Origin of the sequence: Streptomyces sp. NPDC052109, assembly GCF_040680195.1 — a bacterium.
Taxonomy (GTDB): Bacteria; Actinomycetota; Actinomycetes; order Streptomycetales; family Streptomycetaceae; genus Streptomyces.
Window position 1 is genome coordinate 39,011 of the sequence record NZ_JBFAWF010000005.1, and the last position, 19,949, is coordinate 58,959.

At 68.2% G+C, this 19,949-nt stretch carries 17 protein-coding genes; 8 read left to right on the plus strand and 9 right to left on the minus strand.

The features are described 5' to 3' along the window. The first annotated feature begins 37 nt into the window (after positions 1 to 37). Complete coding sequence (gene trxA / locus AB0L59_RS13095; protein ID WP_097217897.1) at positions 38 to 370, plus strand: thioredoxin; 333 nt, start codon at positions 38 to 40, stop codon at positions 368 to 370. A gap of 74 nt (positions 371 to 444) precedes the next feature. Here trxA and AB0L59_RS13100 read toward each other — a convergent pair whose 3' ends face one another. The 9 genes from AB0L59_RS13100 to rpmH all read right to left on the minus strand — a co-directional run bounded on the left by AB0L59_RS13100 (position 445) and on the right by rpmH (position 7,432). Further along, positions 445 to 1,062 carry a GNAT family N-acetyltransferase gene (locus AB0L59_RS13100; protein ID WP_365582271.1) on the minus strand — a complete coding sequence of 206 codons (618 nt, stop codon included), beginning with the start codon at positions 1,060 to 1,062 and terminating at the stop codon, positions 445 to 447. 321 nt (positions 1,063 to 1,383) lie between these two features. Then, positions 1,384 to 2,484 (minus strand): ParB/RepB/Spo0J family partition protein, encoded by a 1,101-nt coding sequence (locus tag AB0L59_RS13105; RefSeq protein ID WP_365582273.1) that lies wholly within the window; start codon positions 2,482 to 2,484, stop codon positions 1,384 to 1,386. Then, a complete protein-coding gene (locus tag AB0L59_RS13110) occupies positions 2,481 to 3,554 on the minus strand; it encodes a ParA family protein (protein ID WP_079071013.1) in 1,074 nt (357 codons plus the stop codon). The genes AB0L59_RS13105 and AB0L59_RS13110 overlap by 4 nt, the downstream gene beginning before the upstream one ends. 324 nt (positions 3,555 to 3,878) lie before the next feature. Then, entirely contained in the window at positions 3,879 to 4,595 is a 717-nt protein-coding gene (rsmG, locus tag AB0L59_RS13115; RefSeq protein ID WP_365582275.1) for a 16S rRNA (guanine(527)-N(7))-methyltransferase RsmG, read from the minus strand. A 117-nt stretch (positions 4,596 to 4,712) separates the two neighbouring features. After that, positions 4,713 to 5,225 carry a R3H domain-containing nucleic acid-binding protein gene (locus AB0L59_RS13120; RefSeq protein ID WP_365582277.1) on the minus strand — a complete coding sequence of 171 codons (513 nt, stop codon included), beginning with the start codon at positions 5,223 to 5,225 and terminating at the stop codon, positions 4,713 to 4,715. A gap of 15 nt (positions 5,226 to 5,240) precedes the next feature. Continuing rightward, a complete protein-coding gene (gene yidC / locus AB0L59_RS13125; protein ID WP_365582279.1) occupies positions 5,241 to 6,536 on the minus strand; it encodes a membrane protein insertase YidC in 1,296 nt (431 codons plus the stop codon). Between the two features lie 3 nt (positions 6,537 to 6,539). Next, positions 6,540 to 6,905 (minus strand): membrane protein insertion efficiency factor YidD, encoded by a 366-nt coding sequence (yidD, locus tag AB0L59_RS13130; RefSeq protein WP_365582281.1) that lies wholly within the window; start codon positions 6,903 to 6,905, stop codon positions 6,540 to 6,542. Next, positions 6,902 to 7,273 carry a ribonuclease P protein component gene (gene rnpA, locus AB0L59_RS13135; protein WP_365582282.1) on the minus strand — a complete coding sequence of 124 codons (372 nt, stop codon included), beginning with the start codon at positions 7,271 to 7,273 and terminating at the stop codon, positions 6,902 to 6,904. Before rnpA ends, yidD begins: the two co-directional genes overlap by 4 nt. A 21-nt stretch (positions 7,274 to 7,294) precedes the next feature. Beyond that, on the minus strand, positions 7,295 to 7,432 hold the full coding sequence (rpmH, locus tag AB0L59_RS13140; RefSeq protein ID WP_003956500.1) for a 50S ribosomal protein L34: 138 nt from the start codon (positions 7,430 to 7,432) through the stop codon (positions 7,295 to 7,297). A gap of 396 nt (positions 7,433 to 7,828) precedes the next feature. On the opposite strand from rpmH, the gene dnaA reads away from it, so the two are divergent. The 7 genes from dnaA to gyrA all read left to right on the plus strand — a co-directional run bounded on the left by dnaA (position 7,829) and on the right by gyrA (position 19,940). Continuing rightward, positions 7,829 to 9,847, plus strand: a complete 2,019-nt coding sequence (gene dnaA, locus AB0L59_RS13145) for a chromosomal replication initiator protein DnaA (RefSeq protein WP_365582284.1) — start codon at positions 7,829 to 7,831, stop codon at positions 9,845 to 9,847. Between the two features lie 999 nt (positions 9,848 to 10,846). Continuing rightward, positions 10,847 to 11,977: a DNA polymerase III subunit beta gene (gene dnaN / locus AB0L59_RS13150; RefSeq protein WP_365582286.1), complete on the plus strand. Its 1,131-nt coding sequence runs from the start codon at positions 10,847 to 10,849 to the stop codon at positions 11,975 to 11,977. Between the two features lie 232 nt (positions 11,978 to 12,209). Continuing rightward, a complete protein-coding gene (gnd, locus tag AB0L59_RS13155) occupies positions 12,210 to 13,085 on the plus strand; it encodes a phosphogluconate dehydrogenase (NAD(+)-dependent, decarboxylating) (protein ID WP_365582288.1) in 876 nt (291 codons plus the stop codon). An 81-nt stretch (positions 13,086 to 13,166) separates the two neighbouring features. Next, positions 13,167 to 14,288, plus strand: coding sequence for a DNA replication/repair protein RecF (gene recF, locus AB0L59_RS13160; protein ID WP_365582291.1), 1,122 nt, complete (start codon positions 13,167 to 13,169; stop codon positions 14,286 to 14,288). Further along, positions 14,285 to 14,830, plus strand: coding sequence for a DciA family protein (locus AB0L59_RS13165; protein ID WP_365582292.1), 546 nt, complete (start codon positions 14,285 to 14,287; stop codon positions 14,828 to 14,830). The genes recF and AB0L59_RS13165 overlap by 4 nt, the downstream gene beginning before the upstream one ends. A gap of 373 nt (positions 14,831 to 15,203) precedes the next feature. Continuing rightward, positions 15,204 to 17,300 (plus strand): DNA topoisomerase (ATP-hydrolyzing) subunit B, encoded by a 2,097-nt coding sequence (gene gyrB, locus AB0L59_RS13170; protein WP_365582294.1) that lies wholly within the window; start codon positions 15,204 to 15,206, stop codon positions 17,298 to 17,300. 42 nt (positions 17,301 to 17,342) lie between these two features. Next, the gene (gene gyrA, locus AB0L59_RS13175; RefSeq protein ID WP_365582295.1) at positions 17,343 to 19,940 is read left to right on the plus strand and encodes a DNA gyrase subunit A; all 2,598 of its coding nucleotides are present in this window, start codon (positions 17,343 to 17,345) and stop codon (positions 19,938 to 19,940) included. Positions 19,941 to 19,949 lie beyond the last annotated feature (9 nt).

Genomic DNA, 19,949 nt, shown 5'->3' on the forward strand with positions numbered 1-19,949 from the left:
CCCCGCCCCACCGCACGATCGAGTTAAGGAGCCCGCCGTGGCCGGCACCCTGAAGAATGTGACCGACGATTCCTTCGAGCAGGACGTCCTCAAGAGCGACAAGCCCGTTCTGGTGGACTTCTGGGCCGCCTGGTGCGGTCCGTGCCGGCAGATCGCCCCGTCCCTGGAAGCGATCGCTGCCGAGTACGGCGACAAGATCGAGATCGTCAAGCTGAACATCGACGAGAACCCGGGTACGGCCGCGAAGTACGGCGTCATGTCCATCCCGACCCTGAACGTCTACCAGGGTGGCGAGGTCGCCAAGACCATCGTCGGCGCCAAGCCGAAGGCCGCGATCGTCCGCGACCTCGAAGAGTTCATCGCTGAGTGACGTTTCACGTGAAACACGAATGGGCCAACCCTCAAGGGTTGGCCCATTCGCTTATGTCCCTCCGCGGCGCGCGGCTACAGCGGCCTCAGCACCGGTTCCTTCTGAACCGCCCCGAGAAGCCGGTCGAGCGCCATCTCCACGTCTTCCTTCCAGGAGAGCGTCGACCGCAGCTCCAGCCGCAGCCGGGGATGTGTGGGATGCTGACGGACCGTTTTGAAGCCCACGGACAACAGATGGTCCGCCGGCAGCAGACAAGCGGGTTCCTTCCAGCGGGCGTCGCCAAAGGCCTCGATCGCCTTGAAGCCTCGGCGGAGTAGATCTTTGGCGACTGTCTGCACCAGCACTCGGCCCAGTCCCTGGCCCTGATAGCCGGGCATGACGAACGCCGTCATCAGCTGTACGGCGTCCGGCGAGACAGGACTTGTGGGGAACGCCGTCGAGCGCGGGACATAGGCTGGAGGGGCGTAGAGCACGAAGCCCACCGGCACGTCATCGACGTACACCACACGGCCGCACGACCCCCAGTCCAGCAGGACGGCGGAGATCCAGGCTTCCTTCTCCAGTGCTGCGGTACCTGCTTTTATCGCCGCTTCTCCGCTGACGGGATCCAGCTCCCAGAAGACACACGAGCGACAGCGTGAGGGAAGGTCCTGAAGGTTGTCCAGCGTGAGCGGCACGAGCCGACGCCCCATGAAGGCTGTTCCTCGCTTCCTTCGCCCGCCGCATCACGAGCGGCTGTCAAAGCGCTTCGTTCCCTGAGCAGGCTGCCGACGAATCCGCCGACCGCTCCAAGACTCAGACCCGCGCTCACCAGTCCGGTGCGGCTCATCGATCGCATGGCCCCCGACTCCCCACTCAGAGATACAGATGCTGTCCGGTGGATGCGCCATACCCGTTCGCATCGTATCCACGATGCGATTCACTCGATACCGCACCACAGCAAAGAGCGGGCCGTGTCCGGTACACACCGGACACGGCCCGATTCCCGCACGACCAGGTGGGTCGGGCCAGGATCAGTCGTCCTGGTCCTCCGTCGCGTCCTCCTGGAGCTCCTGGTGCAGTACCGGACCCTCGCCAGGAGCGAGGGTGCTCAGGATCCGCTGGAGATCATCCACGGAGGCGAACTCAACGGTGATCTTGCCCTTCTTCTGGCCGAGATCGACCTTCACCCGGGTCTCGAAGCGGTCCGAAAGACGGGTCGCCAGCTCGTTCAGGGCCGGGGAGAGCCGGGAGCCGGCGCGCGGCCCCTTGGGGCGCTGAGGCTTCTGGGGCCGCGAACCCATGAGGGTCACGATCTCCTCGACGGCGCGCACCGACAGTCCCTCGGCCACAATGCGGTGAGCCAGACGGTCCTGCTCCTCGGGGTCCGTGACGGAGAGCAGCGCCCGAGCATGACCGGCGGAGAGGACTCCGGCAGCGACCCGCTTCTGGACCGTCGGTGAGAGCTTCAGCAGGCGCAGCGTGTTGGAGACCTGGGGCCGGGAGCGCCCGATGCGGTCGGCCAGCTGGTCGTGCGTGCAGTTGAAGTCCTTCAGCAGCTGGTCGTAGGCGGCCGCCTCTTCCAGCGGGTTCAGCTGCGCGCGGTGGAGGTTCTCCAGCAACGCGTCCAGGAGGAGCTTTTCGTCCTCCGTGGCCCGGACGATCGCCGGGATGGCCTCCAGGCCCGCCTCGCGGCAGGCCCGCCAGCGGCGCTCGCCCATGATCAGCTCATAGCGGGCGGGCCCCAGCTGCCGTACGACGACGGGCTGCAGGAGACCGACCTCCTTGATGGAGGTCACCAGCTCCTGGAGCGCATCCTCGTCGAAGACATCACGCGGCTGGCGCGGGTTGGGCGAGATCGCGTCGAGAGGGATCTCGGCGAAGTGGGCACCCATCGGAGGAGCCGGCGTCTCCATGACAGGGGCCGCCGGGTCCTCTTCGGTTTCATGTGAAACCGGCGGCAGCGTGGCCACCTTCGCAGCGGCCACGCCGCGGTCGGTCGTCAGTACCGGCACCGCTGCGGGGGAGGCGGAGGCTCCGCCGCCCAGCGCGGGCGGAGCCGCATTCTTCTCGGTCGGGGCAGCGGGGATCAGTGCGCCGAGACCACGGCCCAACCCCCTCCGTCGCTCACTCACTGGATCCCCTCCACCATGCTCGGGTCGTTCTGGGCACCGATATGGGCCTGGCTCGCGTCATAGCTGATACCGATGCCCTTCAGCGCGATTTCTCGTGCCGCCTCAAGATACGAGAGGGCACCGCTCGATCCAGGATCGTAAGTCAGTACCGTCTGCCCGTAACTCGGCGCCTCGGAGATACGGACCGAGCGGGGAATGCTCGTCCGCAGGACCTCGTCGCCGAAGTGGGTGCGCACCTCTTCCGCGACCTGGGAGGCGAGACGCGTCCGGCCGTCGTACATGGTGAGCAGGATGGTCGACACGTGCAGTGTGGGGTTGAGGTGCCCCCGCACCAGGTCGACGTTGCGCAACAGCTGGCCCAGTCCCTCGAGTGCGTAGTACTCGCACTGGATCGGGATGAGCACCTCCTGGCCCGCCACGAGCGCGTTGACCGTCAACAGGCCGAGCGAGGGCGGGCAGTCGATGAGGATGTAGTCCAACGGCTGTTCGTATGCCTGGATGGCTCGCTGCAGCCGGCTCTCACGGGCCACCAGGGACACCAACTCGATCTCCGCACCGGCGAGATCGATGGTGGCAGGGGCGCAGAAGAGCCCTTCCACGTCCGGGACCGGCTGGACGACCTCGGCGAGAGGCTTGCTCTCCACCAACACGTCATAGATGGAAGGAACTTCTGCGTGGTGATCGATCCCCAGAGCAGTGGACGCGTTGCCCTGCGGGTCGAGGTCGATCACCAGGACGCGGCCGCCGTGCAGGGCCAGGGAAGCGGCGAGGTTGACAGTCGTCGTCGTCTTTCCCACGCCGCCCTTCTGGTTGGCGACCACGATGACTCGGGTCTGCTCCGGCCGCGGCAGACCTTCGCCGGCGCGGCCCAGAGCCTCAACCGCCAGTTGGGCCGCACGACCGATCGGAGTGTCGTCCATCGGAGGCGGTGTTTCACGTGAAACATCCGCCCCCATCGATTCGGTACGGGGACCGGGGACCGGATCGGTCATCGGTCCCGCGATGTTGGCGTCGGACCGCAAGGATTCACTCTCCTCGACTTCAGGCTCGCAATGAACAGAGCCTCCCATGTCTTCGGGGTCGTGAACCAGTGAGGCCTGGTGTTCTGTGGAGAAATCCACCTCTGTGGACAACTCCGTGCCCCTGGAGAGGGGCGGAATGCCCCGGGACACAGGATCCTCTCCCAGAGAACCGAGGGGCTTGCGGTCGCGGGGTTCGGCCGCAGCGCGGCCGCGACTGATGATGCCGTGCAGCAGTGAGCGACGTTTCACGTGAAACACGATGCACAGCCGCGGCGACCGCGCCTTTGCGACACTCCGGCCTGCGTAGGTTTGGCAGCTTGTGTGGAGTACGTCTCGTCCGCAGGACGGATCAGAGGAGTCGATCCTGTGAACTCACCGGCGGCGGCGGGCACGACCGGTCCGGGCCGCCTTCGCCCGCTTGGCCGCGAAGCGCACACCACCCGGGCTCTCGCCGACCTCGACCCGCACGACGGTGGAGAGCGGGTCCACCACCCCCTCACCCACATGCAGGATCGACGTCTCCACGGCACCGAGCTTGCTGAGTGCCGTGGTCGCCGCCTTCAGCTCCTCCTCGGCGGTGTCCCCCTTGAGGGCAAGCATCTCACCGTAGGGACGCAGCAGCGGGATGCCCCAGGTGGCCAGTCGGTCCAGCGGGGCCACCGCCCGGGCGGTGACCACATGCACCGGCGGCAGCTTGCCCAGGACCTCCTCGGCGCGACCCCGCACGACTGTGACGTGATCCAGGCCGAGCAGCTCGACGACTTCGGTGAGGAAGTTGGTGCGCCGCAGCAGCGGCTCCAGCAGAGTGATGTTCAGGTCCTCCCGGACCAGAGCCAGCGGGATACCCGGCAAACCGGCGCCGGAGCCGACATCGCAGACCGTCACTCCTTCGGGGACGGCCTCGGAGAGCACCGCGCAGTTCAGCAGATGCCGCTCCCACAGGCGGGGCACTTCCCGCGGGCCGATCAAGCCACGCTGTACGCCCGTCTCGGCGAGCAGCTCCGCGTAGCGGACCGCATCGGCGAAGCGATCACCAAACACTTCCCGCGCCTGCTCGGGCGCGGGGGGAAGCTCCGCTGCCTCCGTCACGGGGACCGTCCTTCCGTACAGCGCCGGCGCTTCGCGCACCGGCCACCAGAACTACCAGGCTGACAAAGTTCGGCCCCGTCTGCTCTACAGACGGGGCCGGTAAAACGTGGGGGCCGATCAGGCGGGCAGCACGACGACGAACCGCTGCGGCTCCTCGCCCTCGGACTCACTGCGCAGTCCCGCGGCCTTCACCGCGTCATGCACGACCTTGCGCTCGAACGGCGACATCGGCTTGAGCCTGACGGGCTCGCCGGTGTTCTTCGCCTCAGCGGCGGCCTTGGCGCCCAGCTCGGACAGCTCGGACCGCTTCTTGGCCCGGTAACCCGCGATGTCCAGCATCAGCCGGCTGCGGTCGCCGGTCTCCCGGTGCACGGCCAGGCGCGTCAGCTCCTGCAGGGCCTCCAGCACCTCGCCGTCCCGGCCGACCAGCTTCTGCAGGTCCCGGCCGCCGGTGTCGCTGATGATCGACACGGAGGCGCGATCGGCCTCGACGTCCATGTCGATGTCGCCGTCCAGGTCGGCGATGTCCAGCAGACCCTCCAGGTAGTCCGCCGCGATCTCACCTTCCTGCTCCAGGCGGGTGAGGGTGTCTGCACCGTCGGCAGCGGCGGAGGTGGTGCCTTCCGTCACGGGATGGGCTCCTTCTTACTTCTTGGACGGGGACTTGGGCCGCTGCGGGCCACCCTTGCGCTGGCCGGACTGGGCCTTGCTGCGGGTGCCGGAACCAGGCTTCGGGGCCTGCTGGGCAGCGGCGGGCTTGGCGTCCTGCGGCTCGTCGGACTTCTCCAGCGAGGTCGACGAGGTGGACCCGCCCGCCGGCTTGGGCCCGCCGGACTGGCGCTGGGCCTTGGACTGGCGCTTGGGCTGCTGACGCCGCCCCGCGGCGCCGGCGCTGGTGTCGGCCGCCGAAGTGGTCTCCAGGCCGTCCGCGGTCTGCGCGGCGGCCTGGGCCGTGCTGTTCACCACGGTGCCGTCGGTCTGGGCAGCGAGACCGGCCTTGTTCAGGGCGTTGATGAACTTGCGCTCGAACTCGTTGCGGTCGCGGCCCTTGGCGACGATCGCCTTGACGATGGTCTTCTCGCTGCGGCGGCGGACCTTGCCGGCGTGCGTGACGTGCTTGGTCAGGCGCTCCAGGTAGGCGGCCTGAGCCTTGGAACCCGGGGTCGGGTTGTTGCGGATGACGTACATCTGCTGACCCATGGTCCACACGTTCGTCGTCAGCCAGTAGACGAGGACACCGACCGGGAAGTTGATACCGAAGACGGCGAACATCACCGGGAAGACGTACATCAGCATCTTCTGCTGCTGCATGAAGGGCGTCTTCACCGTCGTGTCGACGTTCTTCGTCATCAGCTGGCGCTGCGTGTAGAACTGCGACGCCGACATCAGGACGATCATGAGCGCCGTGACGACCCGCACATCGGTGACCGTGGCGCCCAGGGCGTGGACGGTGGCGGCGCCGTCCTTGAACTTCGCGGCGAGGGGCGCGCCGAAGATGTGGGCCTTACGGGCGCTGGCGAGCAGCGGCTCGTTGATGACGCCGATGGTCGTGCCCGAGGCGATGCCGTTGAGCACGTGGTACAGGGCGAAGAAGAACGGTGACTGCGCCAGGATGGGAAGGCACGAGGAGAGCGGGTTGGTGCCCGTCTCCTTGTACAGCTTCATCATCTCTTCGGACTGACGCTGCTTGTCGTTCTTGTAGCGCTCCTGGATCTTCTTCATCTCCGGCTGGAGCGTCTGCATCGCGCGCGTCGACTTGATCTGCTTCACGAAGAGCGGGATCAGGCAGATGCGGATCAGGATCACCAGGGACACGATGGACAGGCCCCAGGCCCATCCGGTGTTGGGCCCGAAGAGGGCGCCGTACACCGTGTGGAACTGGACGATGACCCATGAAACGGGTGTCGTGATGAAGCTGAAGAGGCTGGCAATCGTGTCCACTAATCATGCTCCTTGGGCATGGGACGAGGTCTCTGCGGCCGGGCTCGAAGGAAGCCCGGAAAGAGGCTTCTCTTCGGTGGCCGGTTCGGCGGCGGAGGGCCCGCCCTTGCGTGCGCGCCAAGCGTTGCGCAGCATTTCGTGCCACCGCGGGCGCTTGCGCGGCGGAACATGGTCCACACCGCCCAGCGACCACGGATTGCACCGGAGGATGCGCCAGGCGGTGAGTGCCGTTCCCTTGATCGCACCGTGCCGGTCGATGGCCGTGTAGCCGTAATGGGAGCACGACGGGTAGTACTTGCACACCGGCCCCAGCAGTGGACTGATCGTCCACTGGTACAACTTGATCAGAGCCAGCAGTGGGTACTTCATCGCGCGCCCCCTCCCAGCAGCCGCTGAAGAGCGGCATCCAGGTCTCGGGCCAGCTGTGCATGGTCTGCGTCGCCCGCTCCGGGCAGCGCTCGTACGACTACCAGGCTACCGGGGGGAAACAGGGCGACTCGGTCACGCATCAGATGACGCAGTCTGCGCTTCACTTTGTTGCGCACGACCGCGCCACCCACGGCCTTGCTCACGACGAAACCCGCACGCGTCGGGGGAGCGCTCTCCCCGGGCGCGTGCGGGTCCGTGGCACCGCTACGAAGGTGGACGACGAGAGACGGGCGTCCTGCCCGGCGCCCCCGTCGTACCGCGGTCGCGAAGTCCTCGCGCCGCCTCAGCCGGTTCTCGGGGGGCAGCACGACGTCATGACCTGATCGGGATCAGGCGGACAGGCGGGCGCGACCCTTGCTACGGCGGGACGCGAGAATCGCGCGGCCGGCACGGGTGCGCATACGCAGCCGGAAGCCGTGGGTCTTCGCGCGACGACGGTTGTTCGGCTGGAAGGTGCGCTTGCTCACTCGGGGGCTCCAGAAATCAACTCGGTGGTGGCGGGTGCCGTCCTGGCTGTCACCGTGCGCCCACGAGTAGCTCGCGTCACGCCCGAGTGCACCGCTTCCCGATCACCTGACGTGACCTGTGCCCATCGGAGGCAGGCGGCAGCAGCCATCGACAACTCGACCTGGTTACGGTACGCGGGGCTACGCCATCCGGTCAAACCGAGGGTCACGGAGAGACACTATCCACAGGCTGGGGACAACAACTTGAACCGTACCCGCCGCGCTGACTACCGTGGCTGAACTCCGATTCGTTCTTTTGTCCCCCGCCCCGGCGGGTTTGACCCACCGACCACCCGAAATACACCCCGACCCGTCCCGCGATCACACGTTCGTGGGACCTGTGAGAGAGCGTGCCCTGTGGCTGACGTACCTGCCGATCTTGCCGCAGTGTGGCCGCGAGTACTGGAGCAGCTCCTCGGCGAGGGCCGCGGACAGGGTGTCGAGGCGAAGGACGAGCACTGGATCCGGCGCTGCCAGCCGCTCGCACTGGTGGCGGACACCGCTCTGCTCGCCGTGCCGAACGAATTCGCGAAGGGCGTACTGGAGGGCCGTCTCGCGCCGATCGTCAGCGAGACCCTGAGCCGCGAGTGCGGCCGGCCCATCCGTATCGCGATCACCGTGGACGACTCCGCGGGCGAGCCGCCGGCTCCCGCGGCACCGGTGCAGCAGGCCCCCAAGCAGCGCTACGAGGAGCCGGAACTGCCCTCCGGCCCGGTGTACGAGGAACGGTCGTACGAGGAACGGTCGTACGAGAGCCGTCCCTACGAGGGTTACGGCCGCCACCGCGGCTCCGAGCAGCCGCCGGCCGAGCCGCAGCCCCGCGGCGACCAGCTGCCCACCGGCCGCGCCGACCAACTCCCCGTGGTACGCCCGGCGTACCCCGCCGAGTACCAGCGCCGTGAGCCCGGTGCCTGGCCGCGGCCCACACAGGACGAGTACGGCTGGCAGCAGCCCCGGCTCGGCTTTCCCGAGCGCGACCCCTATGCGTCGCCGTCGTCGCAGGACGCCTACGGCTCCGGTCCGGACGCCTACGGCCCGCCGTCCTCGGACTACCGCTCGCAGGGCAGGGACCGGCCGTCCTACGATCAGCAGCGGGGCGAGTACGACAGTCCCCGCGCCGAGTACGACTCCGGCCGCCCGGACTACGACACCCCGCGTCCCGAGTACGACCCGTCCCGCACCGAGTACGACCAGCGCGACCCGGTCCGCCGTGAGCTGCCCGAGCAGCCGACGGGCGGCGGCCCGGCGCACCGCGGCGGCCCCGGTCGCCCGGACCTGCCCACGACCGGCGCCCCCGGCCCGCTGGCCGCGCAGCCGGCACCGGCGAGCGGCCCCGGTGAGCCGACGGCGCGGCTGAACCCGAAGTACCTCTTCGACACGTTCGTCATCGGCGCCTCGAACCGGTTCGCGCACGCGGCCGCGGTGGCCGTCGCCGAGGCACCGGCGAAGGCGTACAACCCCTTGTTCATCTACGGGGAGTCGGGGCTCGGCAAGACGCATCTGCTGCACGCCATCGGGCACTACGCGCGCAGCCTCTATCCGGGCACGCGCGTGCGGTACGTGAGCTCGGAGGAGTTCACCAACGAGTTCATCAACTCCATCCGCGACGGCAAGGGCGACAGCTTCCGCAAGCGCTACCGCGAGATGGACATCCTGCTCGTCGACGACATCCAGTTCCTCGCGGACAAGGAGTCGACGCAGGAGGAGTTCTTCCACACCTTCAACACGCTCCACAACGCGAACAAGCAGATCGTGCTCTCCTCGGACCGGCCGCCGAAACAGCTGGTCACACTGGAGGACCGGCTGCGGAACCGTTTCGAGTGGGGTCTGATCACCGACGTCCAGCCGCCGGAGCTGGAGACGCGCATCGCGATCCTGCGCAAGAAGGCGGTGCAGGAGCAGCTGAACGCGCCGCCCGAGGTGCTGGAGTTCATCGCCTCCCGGATCTCGCGGAACATCCGCGAGCTGGAGGGGGCGCTGATCCGGGTGACCGCCTTCGCCTCCCTGAACCGGCAGCCGGTGGACCTGGGCCTGACCGAGATCGTCCTGAAGGACCTGATCCCCGGCGGCGAGGACAGCGCGCCCGAGATCACGGCCACGGCGATCATGGCGGCCACCGCCGACTACTTCGGGCTGACGGTGGAGGACCTGTGCGGCACCTCGCGCGGGCGCGCGCTGGTCACGGCGCGGCAGATCGCCATGTACCTGTGCCGTGAGCTGACCGATCTGTCGCTGCCGAAGATCGGGGCGCAGTTCGGCGGGCGCGACCACACGACCGTCATGCACGCCGACCGGAAGATCCGTGCGCTGATGGCCGAGCGGCGGTCCATCTACAACCAGGTCACCGAGCTGACGAACCGCATCAAGAACGGCTGACGCAGGCCGCGCCGGGCCGACGCCGACGTTGAGGGCGCCTTCGGGATACGACTCCTGAGGGCGCCCTTCGGCATGGTCGCTGTGCACAGCGACGGGCGCCTGGTGAAGGCCCGGCGCCGATGCCCGGGCGGGGCCGGCGCATCGCTTGCCCGCGCCGACGAGGTGCCGGCCGCGCACCCTCCGGTGACCGCGGGAGGCCGTTACGTGGGCCGGGCGGTGTTTCCCGTTCGCCACCCTGTGTTCGATTACCTGCCGAGTTACGGCCACTCTCCACAGATTCGCTGAGTTTCTTCCGTCCACATCCTGGGGACTGTGGAGTTGTCCCGAACGGCGTCCACAGGGAGCCTGTCCGTACGACGTCCGCCCAGCTCAGCCGCCTGTGGAATCGTGGACGAATGATCTCCACAGGCTGTGGACGAGGCGAAGTTCCACAGGCTGTGCATGAGGTTTTCCACGGACGACCCACAGGCTGCAGCCGGTTGTCCCCAGCGATCCCGTGCTTCTCCACACGGCTGTCCACTGTTCGGCAACGCGACGCACGAGCTCACCGCGTCGAGTGAAAGCCGTCACACGAAGGTGCCGGATTGGGGTGTGGGAAACGTGGGTAAACCTGGGGACGCAGCTGGGGAGAACTGCCCTCGGGCTGTGGGCGGTGTGTGCAGAACTTTCCGTTCTCCACAGAGACACCCGGTTGTCCACCGCCTCCGCCCACAGGGCCAGTGGACAAAATTCGGCCTCTGAGCTGGGTAAACGTGGTTATCCACGGTATCCACAGGCCCTACTACTACTCCCGACTAGAGAGAGTTCGGCAATCGCTTTGAAGCGGGGGCTGTGCACAACTCGCCGTTTCGCGCTCGGCTGCCTCCCGGAGCGACTTGACCCCGACGGGCACCTACTGTCAGTGCGGTGCGTCAGACTGGTCCCCGGTGTCCTTCCCTTCGCAGTGGGCGGTGACACCGAGTCGGAGGACTCAGTAGCAACAGCAGGAGGCGGCTTACGGTGAAGATCCGGGTGGAACGCGACGTACTCGCGGAGGCAGTGGCGTGGGCGGCACGCAGCCTCCCGGCCCGTCCGCCGGCGCCTGTCCTCGCCGGCCTCCTCCTCAAGGCCGAGGACGGCCAGCTGAGCCTGTCGAGCTTCGACTACGAGGTCTCCGCGCGCGTCTCGGTGGAAGCCGAGGTCGAGGAGGAGGGCACCGTCCTCGTCTCCGGCCGGCTGCTCGCGGACATCTCGCGTGCCCTCCCCAACCGGCCGGTGGAGATTTCCACAGACGGTGTACGGGCGACCGTGGTCTGTGGGTCCTCCCGGTTCACCCTGCACACACTGCCTGTGGAGGAGTACCCGGCGCTGCCCCAGATGCCGAACGCCACCGGCACCGTCCCCGGCGAGGTCTTCGCGGCCGCCGTGTCCCAGGTGGCCATCGCCGCCGGCCGTGACGACACGCTGCCCGTCCTCACCGGTGTGCGCATCGAGATCGAGGGCGACACGGTCACCCTGGCCTCCACCGACCGCTACCGATTCGCCGTCCGCGAGTTCCTGTGGAAGCCGGAGAACCCGGACGTCTCCGCCGTCGCCCTGGTGCCCGCCAAGACGCTCCAGGACACCGCCAAGTCGCTGACCAGCGGCGACAGCGTCATCCTCGCGCTGTCCGGCTCCGGCGCGGGCGAGGGCCTGATCGGATTCGAGGGCGCGGGGCGGCGTACGACCACGCGACTGCTCGAGGGCGACCTGCCGAAGTACCGCACGCTGTTCCCGACCGAGTTCAACTCCGTCGCCGTGATCGAGACCGCGCCCTTCGTGGAGGCCGTCAAGCGCGTGGCGCTGGTGGCCGAGCGGAACACCCCGGTGCGGCTGAGCTTCGAGCAGGGTGTGCTGATCCTCGAGGCCGGGTCCAGCGACGACGCACAGGCTGTGGAAAGGGTCGACGCCCAGCTGGACGGCGACGACATCTCCATCGCCTTCAACCCGACGTTCCTGCTGGACGGTCTGAGCGCGATCGACTCCCCGGTGGCCCAGCTGTCCTTCACGACGTCCACGAAGCCGGCGCTGCTCAGCGGGAAGCCGGCGGTGGACGCCGAGGCCGACGACGCGTACAAGTACCTGATCATGCCGGTGCGGCTGAGCGGCTGACCCTTCGTCCACAGCTGTGCACAGTGCCGGGCACCTGCTGTGGGTGCCCGGCACTGTGGCGGGGCGGGGTGCGGCCGCTGGTCGGCTCGGTCGCGGCGGCCCCTGGAAAAGTGCAGGTCGCAGTCCCTACGCATGAGCGCGTATGCCCACAACTGTGCGTGAAGAGGGCGGTTTAGGCTCGGCTCGGCACCAAGGTGCCTGTCCCGCCACAGCGACCTAAGGAACACAACTGATGGAGCTCGGTCTCGTCGGCCTCGGCAAGATGGGCGGCAACATGCGCGAGCGGATCCGCCGCGCGGGCCACACCGTCATCGGATACGACCGCAACGCGGACCTCGCGGATGTCCACAGCCTGGAAGAGCTTGTGGGCAAGCTCAGCGGTCCGCGCGTGGTCTGGGTGATGGTCCCGGCCGGCGAGCCCACCCAGTCGACCATCGACCAGCTCGCCGAGCTGCTGGAGCCGGGCGACGTGGTCGTGGACGGCGGCAACTCCCGCTGGACCGACGACGAGAAGCACGCCGAGGAGCTGGCGGCCAAGGGCATAGGTTTCGTCGACTGCGGCGTCTCCGGCGGCGTCTGGGGGCTGGAGAACGGCTACGCGCTGATGTACGGCGGCGACGCCGAGAACGTGGCCAAGGTGCAGCCGGTCTTCGACGCGCTCAAGCCCGAGGGCGGCTTCGGCTCGGTGCACGCCGGCAAGGTCGGCGCGGGCCACTTCGCGAAGATGGTCCACAACGGCATCGAGTACGCGATGATGCAGGCCTACGCCGAGGGCTGGGAGCTGCTGGAGAAGGTCGATTCCGTGGAGAACGTCCGCGAGGTCTTCCGCTCCTGGCAGGAGGGCACGGTCATCCGCTCCTGGCTGCTCGACCTCGCGGTCAACGCGCTGGACGACGACGAGCACCTGGAGGGCCTGCGCGGTTATGCACAGGACTCCGGTGAGGGACGCTGGACTGTGGAGGCCGCGATCGACAACGCGGTGCCGCTCCCGGCGATCACCGCGTCGCTGTTCGCGCGGTTCTCCTCCCGCCAGGAGGACTCGCCGCAGATGAAGATGATCGCCGCGCTGCGCAACCAGTTCGGCGGGCACGCCGTAGAGAAGAAGTAATCCACAGATCCACAGGGCCGCCCCCGCGGGTCTGTGGACGCACAGCTCATCAGCACTCTGGGGAAGGCCGGCGAAACGACCATGCACGTCACGCATCTTTCGCTGGCCGACTTCCGCTCGTACGCCCGGGCCGAGGTTCCGCTCGACCCGGGCGTCACCGCCTTCGTCGGCCCCAACGGGCAGGGCAAGACCAACCTGGTGGAGGCGGTCGGATATCTGGCCACCCTGGGCAGCCACCGGGTCGCCTCCGACGCCCCCCTCATCCGCATGGGCGCCGAGCGCGCCGTCATCCGGGCGCAGGTCCGGCAGGGCGAGCGGCAGCAGCTGGTCGAGCTGGAACTGAACCCCGGCAAGGCCAACCGCGCCCGCATCAACAGATCCTCGCAGGTCAGGCCCAGGGACGTACTGGGGATCGTGCGGAGCGTGCTGTTCGCGCCCGAGGATCTCGCCCTGGTCAAGGGCGACCCGGGTGAACGGCGGCGGTTCCTCGACGAGCTGATCACGGCCCGGTCGCCGCGCATGGCCGGGGTGCGCTCCGACTACGAGCGCGTCCTCAAGCAGCGGAACACCCTGCTGAAGACGGCCGCCCTCGCGCGTCGGCACGGCGGACGGTCGATGGATCTGTCCACGTTGGACGTGTGGGACCAGCATCTCGCGCGTGCGGGCGCCGAACTGCTCGCCCAGCGGCTGGACCTGATCGCCGCGCTGCAGCCACTGGCCGACAAGGCGTACGAGCAGCTGGCCCCCGGCGGTGGGCCGCTCGCGCTGGAGTACAAGCCGTCGGCGCCCGGTGAGGCCCAGGCGCGCGAGGATCTCTACGTCCAGCTGATGGCGGCCCTGGCGGAGGCGCGCAAGCAGGAGATCGAGCGCGGTGTCACCCTCGTGGGCCCTCATCGGGACGATGTGATTCTCAAACTCGGCCAGCTGCCCGCCAAGGGATACGCCTCGCACGGCGAGTCCTGGTCGTACGCGCTCGCGCTGCGGTTGGCCTCGTACGACCTGTTGCGTGCCGAGGGCAACGAGCCGGTGCTGGTCCTGGACGACGTGTTCGCCGAGCTGGACGCGCGCCGCCGGGAGCGGCTGGCCGAACTGGTCGCGCCCGGCGAGCAGGTGCTGGTCACCGCCGCCGTGGACGACGACGTACCGCATGTACTGGCCGGGGCGCGGTACACCGTGGCCGGGGGAACGGTGGAGCGCGTATGAGCACCGACGAACCCGCCCCCCGGAACGCGAAGAACACGGACGAACCCTCCGGTGTGGATCTCGCGCGCGTGGCGCTGCGCGCGGCGAAGGAGCAGGCACGCGCGCGTGGCGACGCGGCGCGGCAGAAGAAGCAGGCCCGGCGCGGTGGCGGGCTGCGCTCCGGCGCGCGCGCCGACGGCCGTGACCCGATGGCCCTGGGTGCCGCCATCAACCGGCTGCTGACCGAGCGCGGCTGGGAGACACCCGCGGCGGTGGGCGGGGTGATGGGCCGCTGGCCGCAGATCGTCGGCGAGGACCTGGCCAAGCACTGCGTGCCGCAGCGGTACGACGAGGACGAGCGGGTGCTGGTCGTGAGTTGCGACTCGACGGCCTGGGCGACCCAGCTGCGCCACCTCGCGCCCGCGCTGGTCGCCCGTCTCAACGAGGACCTCGGGCACGGCACCGTACGAATGATCAAGGTGCTCAATCCGGGCGCCCCGGCCCGTCGCTACGGCCCGCTGCGGGCTCCGGGCAGCACCGGACCCGGCGATACGTACGGGTGACGTACCTCACGTCGAGGGATCGGACGGGGGTGCCGGCGCGCCCGCGTGCACGGGTGCGGACGGCCCCTGGACGGCGGCCGGATCGCCATCTGACCCCCCAGTAGCCAAGGGTTGACGCCTCGAAGCGCTGAGTGCCGCTGTGAGCCCCTTGGAGCCCCCATCCGCATATCGGGACCCGATCGAGGCCGGTTCAGGGCGGCACATGGGGACTCAGGTACCGGCAAACCCCCATCGATGTCAGAGCTACCGGTAGACTGGAAGACAATCCCGCCCCAATGTGGGGACCGCCCGGGAAAAGCTGAGCAACGCTGATCAAGGCTTACCACCGCAACATGCCGCAGCCGCTCCGGCAACCCGCCGACGAGCCCGGCTCGTGCTGTGCCAGAAAGGGCGCTTCGTGGCCGATTCCGGCAACCCCAACGAGAACATCCCGTCCACCGACGCCGGCGTGAACGGCGAGCCCGCCGAGGGCCCTGTGAGCAGCGAGGCCGCAGCTTCCGCCTCTTACGACGCCAGCGCCATCACCGTGCTCGAAGGGCTGGACGCGGTCCGCAAGCGGCCCGGCATGTACATCGGTTCCACGGGCGAGCGCGGCCTGCACCACCTGGTGTACGAGGTCGTCGACAACTCGGTCGACGAGGCGCTGGCCGGTTACGCGGACACGATCGACGTCACGATCCTCCCCGACGGCGGCGTCCGCGTCGTCGACAACGGCCGCGGTATCCCGGTGGGCATCGTGCCCTCCGAGGGCAAGCCGGCCGTCGAGGTCGTGCTGACCGTGCTGCACGCGGGCGGCAAGTTCGGCGGCGGCGGTTACGCCGTCTCCGGCGGTCTGCACGGTGTGGGTGTGTCCGTCGTGAACGCCCTGTCGACCAAGGTGTCCGTCGAGATCAGGACGGACGGCCACCGCTGGACGCAGGACTACAAGCTCGGCGTCCCGACTGCGCCCCTCGCCCAGCACGAGGCCACGGACGAGACCGGCACCTCGGTCACCTTCTGGGCCGACCCGGACATCTTCGAGACCACCGAGTACTCCTTCGAGACGCTGTCCCGGCGTTTCCAGGAGATGGCGTTCCTCAACAAGGGCCTGACCATCAGGCTCACCGACGAACGTGAGTCGGCGAAGGCCGTCGCCGGCGCGGACGAGGCGGGCGCGGACGAGAAGGCCGAGGTCAAGGCGGTCTCGTACCACTACGAGGGCGGCATCGTCGACTTCGTGAAGTACCTCAACTCCCGCAAGGGAGAGGTGGTGCACCCCACCGTCATCGACCTGGAGGCGGAGGACAAGGACAAGAGCCTGTCCCTCGAGGTCGCGATGCAGTGGAACAGCGGCTACAGCGAGGGCGTGTACTCCTTCGCGAACATCATCCACACCCACGAGGGCGGTACGCACGAAGAGGGCTTCCGTGCCGCGCTGACGTCGCTGATCAACAAGTACGCGCGCGACAAGAAGCTGCTGCGCGAGAAGGACGACAACCTCACCGGTGACGACATCCGTGAGGGTCTGACCGCGATCATCTCGGTCAAGCTGAGCGAGCCGCAGTTCGAGGGCCAGACGAAGACCAAGCTGGGCAACACGGAGGCCAAGACCTTCGTGCAGAAGGCGGTCTACGAGCACCTCAACGACTGGCTGGACCGCAACCCGGTCGAGGCGGCGGACATCATCCGCAAGGGCATCCAGGCGGCCACCGCGCGCGTGGCGGCCCGCAAGGCCCGCGACCTGACCCGCCGCAAGGGCCTGCTGGAGTCGGCGTCCCTGCCGGGCAAGCTCTCCGACTGCCAGTCGAACGACCCGACCAAGTGCGAGATCTTCATCGTCGAGGGTGACTCCGCCGGCGGCTCGGCCAAGTCCGGCCGGAACCCGCAGTACCAGGCGATCCTCCCGATCCGCGGCAAGATCCTCAACGTGGAGAAGGCCAGGATCGACAAGATCCTGCAGAACCAGGAGATCCAGGCGCTGATCTCGGCCTTCGGCACCGGTGTGCACGAGGACTTCGACATCGAGAAGCTCCGCTATCACAAGATCATCCTGATGGCGGACGCCGACGTCGACGGCCAGCACATCAGCACCCTGCTGCTGACCTTCCTGTTCCGCTTCATGCGGCCGCTGGTCGAGGCCGGGCACGTGTACCTGTCCCGCCCCCCGCTGTACAAGATCAAGTGGGGCCGGGACGACGTGGAGTACGCGTACTCCGACCGCGAGCGCGACGCCCTGATCGAGATGGGCCGCCAGCGCGGCAAGCGCGTCCGCGAGGACTCGATCCAGCGCTTCAAGGGCCTCGGCGAGATGAACGCCGAGGAGCTGCGCGTGACCACGATGGACCAGGAGCACCGGGTCCTCGGCCAGGTCACCCTGGACGACGCCGCCCAGGCCGACGACCTGTTCTCGGTCCTCATGGGCGAGGACGTCGAGGCGCGCCGCCAGTTCATCCAGCGCAACGCCAAGGACGTCCGCTTCCTCGACATCTGAGTCGGTCTCAGCTGACCGCACCAGGAAGGATCTTCACCAGCAATGGCCGACGAGAACACTCCAGAGACTCCCGAGACCGAGGGCGGCGAACTCGCCATGCGCGTCGAGCCCGTCGGGCTCGAGACGGAGATGCAGCGCTCGTACCTGGACTACGCGATGTCCGTCATCGTGTCCCGTGCGCTGCCCGACGTCCGGGACGGCCTCAAGCCCGTCCACCGGCGCGTGCTGTACGCGATGTACGACGGCGGCTACCGCCCCGACCGCGGCTTCTACAAGTGCGCCCGTGTCGTCGGTGACGTCATGGGCAACTACCACCCGCACGGCGACAGTTCGATCTACGACGCCCTGGTGCGCCTCGCCCAGCCGTGGTCGATGCGGATGCCGCTGGTGGACTCCAACGGCAACTTCGGCTCCCCGGGCAACGACCCGGCGGCCGCCATGCGGTACACCGAGTGCAAGATGGCGCCGCTGTCGATGGAGATGGTCCGCGACATCGACGAGGAGACCGTCGACTTCACGGACAACTACGACGGCCGCTCCCAGGAGCCGACCGTTCTGCCGGCCCGCTTCCCGAACCTGCTGATCAACGGCTCGGCCGGGATCGCGGTCGGCATGGCGACCAACATCCCGCCGCACAACCTGCGCGAGGTCGCGGCCGGCGCCCAGTGGTACCTGGAGAACCCCGAGGTCTCGCACGAGGAGCTGCTGGATGCGCTCATGGAGCGCATCAAGGGCCCCGACTTCCCGACCGGCGCCCTGGTGGTGGGCCGCAAGGGCATCGAGGAGGCGTACCGCACCGGGCGCGGCTCCATCACGATGCGCGCGGTGGTCGAGGTCGAGGAGATCCAGGGCCGGCAGTGCCTGGTCGTCACCGAACTGCCGTACCAGGTCAACCCGGACAACCTGGCGCAGAAGATTGCCGACCTGGTCAAGGACGGCAAGATCGGCGGCATCGCGGACGTCCGCGACGAGACCAGCTCCCGTACGGGCCAGCGCCTCGTCATCGTCCTGAAGCGGGACGCGGTCGCCAAGGTCGTGCTGAACAACCTGTACAAGCACACCGATCTGCAGACGAACTTCGGCGCCAACATGCTGGCGCTGGTCGACGGCGTGCCGCGCACGCTGTCCCTGGACGCGTTCATCCGCCACTGGGTGACGCACCAGATCGAGGTCATCGTCCGCCGGACCCGCTTCCGGCTCCGCAAGGCCGAGGAGCGCGCGCACATCCTGCGCGGTCTGCTGAAGGCCCTGGACGCCATCGACGAGGTCATCGCGCTGATCCGGCGCAGTGAGACGGTCGAGGTCGCGCGCAACGGCCTGATGGGCCTCCTGGAGATCGACGAGATCCAGGCCAACGCGATCCTCGAGATGCAGCTGCGGCGCCTGGCGGCCCTGGAGCGGCAGAAGATCGTCCAGGAGCACGACGAACTCCAGGCGAAGATCAACGAGTACAACGAGATCCTCGCCTCGCCGGTCCGCCAGCGCGGGATCGTCAGCGAGGAACTGGCCGCGATCGTCGAGAAGTACGGTGACGACCGCCAGACCAAGCTGATCCCGTACGAGGGCGACATGTCCATCGAGGACCTGATCGCCGAGGACGACATCGTCGTCACGGTCACGCGCGGCGGCTATGTCAAGCGGACCAAGACGGACGACTACCGGGCGCAGAAGCGCGGCGGCAAGGGCGTGCGCGGCACGAAGCTGAAGGAAGACGACATCGTCGACCACTTCTTCGTCTCCACGACCCACCACTGGCTGCTCTTCTTCACCAACAAGGGCCGGGTGTACCGGGCGAAGGCGTACGAGCTCCCCGAGGCCGGCCGGGACGCGCGCGGCCAGCACGTGGCGAACCTGCTCGCCTTCCAGCCGGACGAGGCGATCGCCGAGATCCTCGCGATCCGCGACTACGAGGCGGCGCCGTACCTGGTGCTGGCCACGAAGTCGGGCTTGGTCAAGAAGACGCCTCTGAAGGATTACGATTCGCCCCGTTCCGGCGGCGTGATCGCGATCAACCTGCGCGAGCGCGAGGACGGAACGGACGACGAACTGATCGGCGCCGAGCTGGTCTCGGCCGACGACGATCTGCTGCTGATCAGCAAGAAGGCACAGTCGATCAGGTTCACCGCCACCGACGACTCCCTGCGCCCGATGGGCCGCGCCACCTCCGGTGTGAAGGGCATGAGTTTCCGCGAGGGCGATGAACTTCTGTCGATGAATGTGGTGCGACCCGGTACGTTCGTGTTCACTGCCACCGACGGCGGGTACGCGAAGCGGACCGTCGTCGACGAGTACCGCGTCCAGGGCCGCGGTGGCCTCGGCATCAAGGCCGCCAAGATCGTGGAAGACCGTGGTTCGCTCGTCGGGGCGCTGGTCGTGGAGGAGACTGACGAGATCCTCGCGATCACTCTCTCTGGCGGTGTGATTCGTACGCGAGTCAACGGGGTCAGGGAGACGGGCCGTGACACCATGGGCGTCCAACTGATCAACCTGGGCAAGCGCGATGCCGTGGTCGGTATCGCACGTAACGCCGAGGCGGGGCGGGAAGCGGAGGAGGTCGACGGCGAGGATGCTGTCGACGAGACCGCCGAGGATGCCGGGACCACCGGCACGGACGAGGGTGAGGCGCCCTCGGCCGAGTAGCACGAGGAG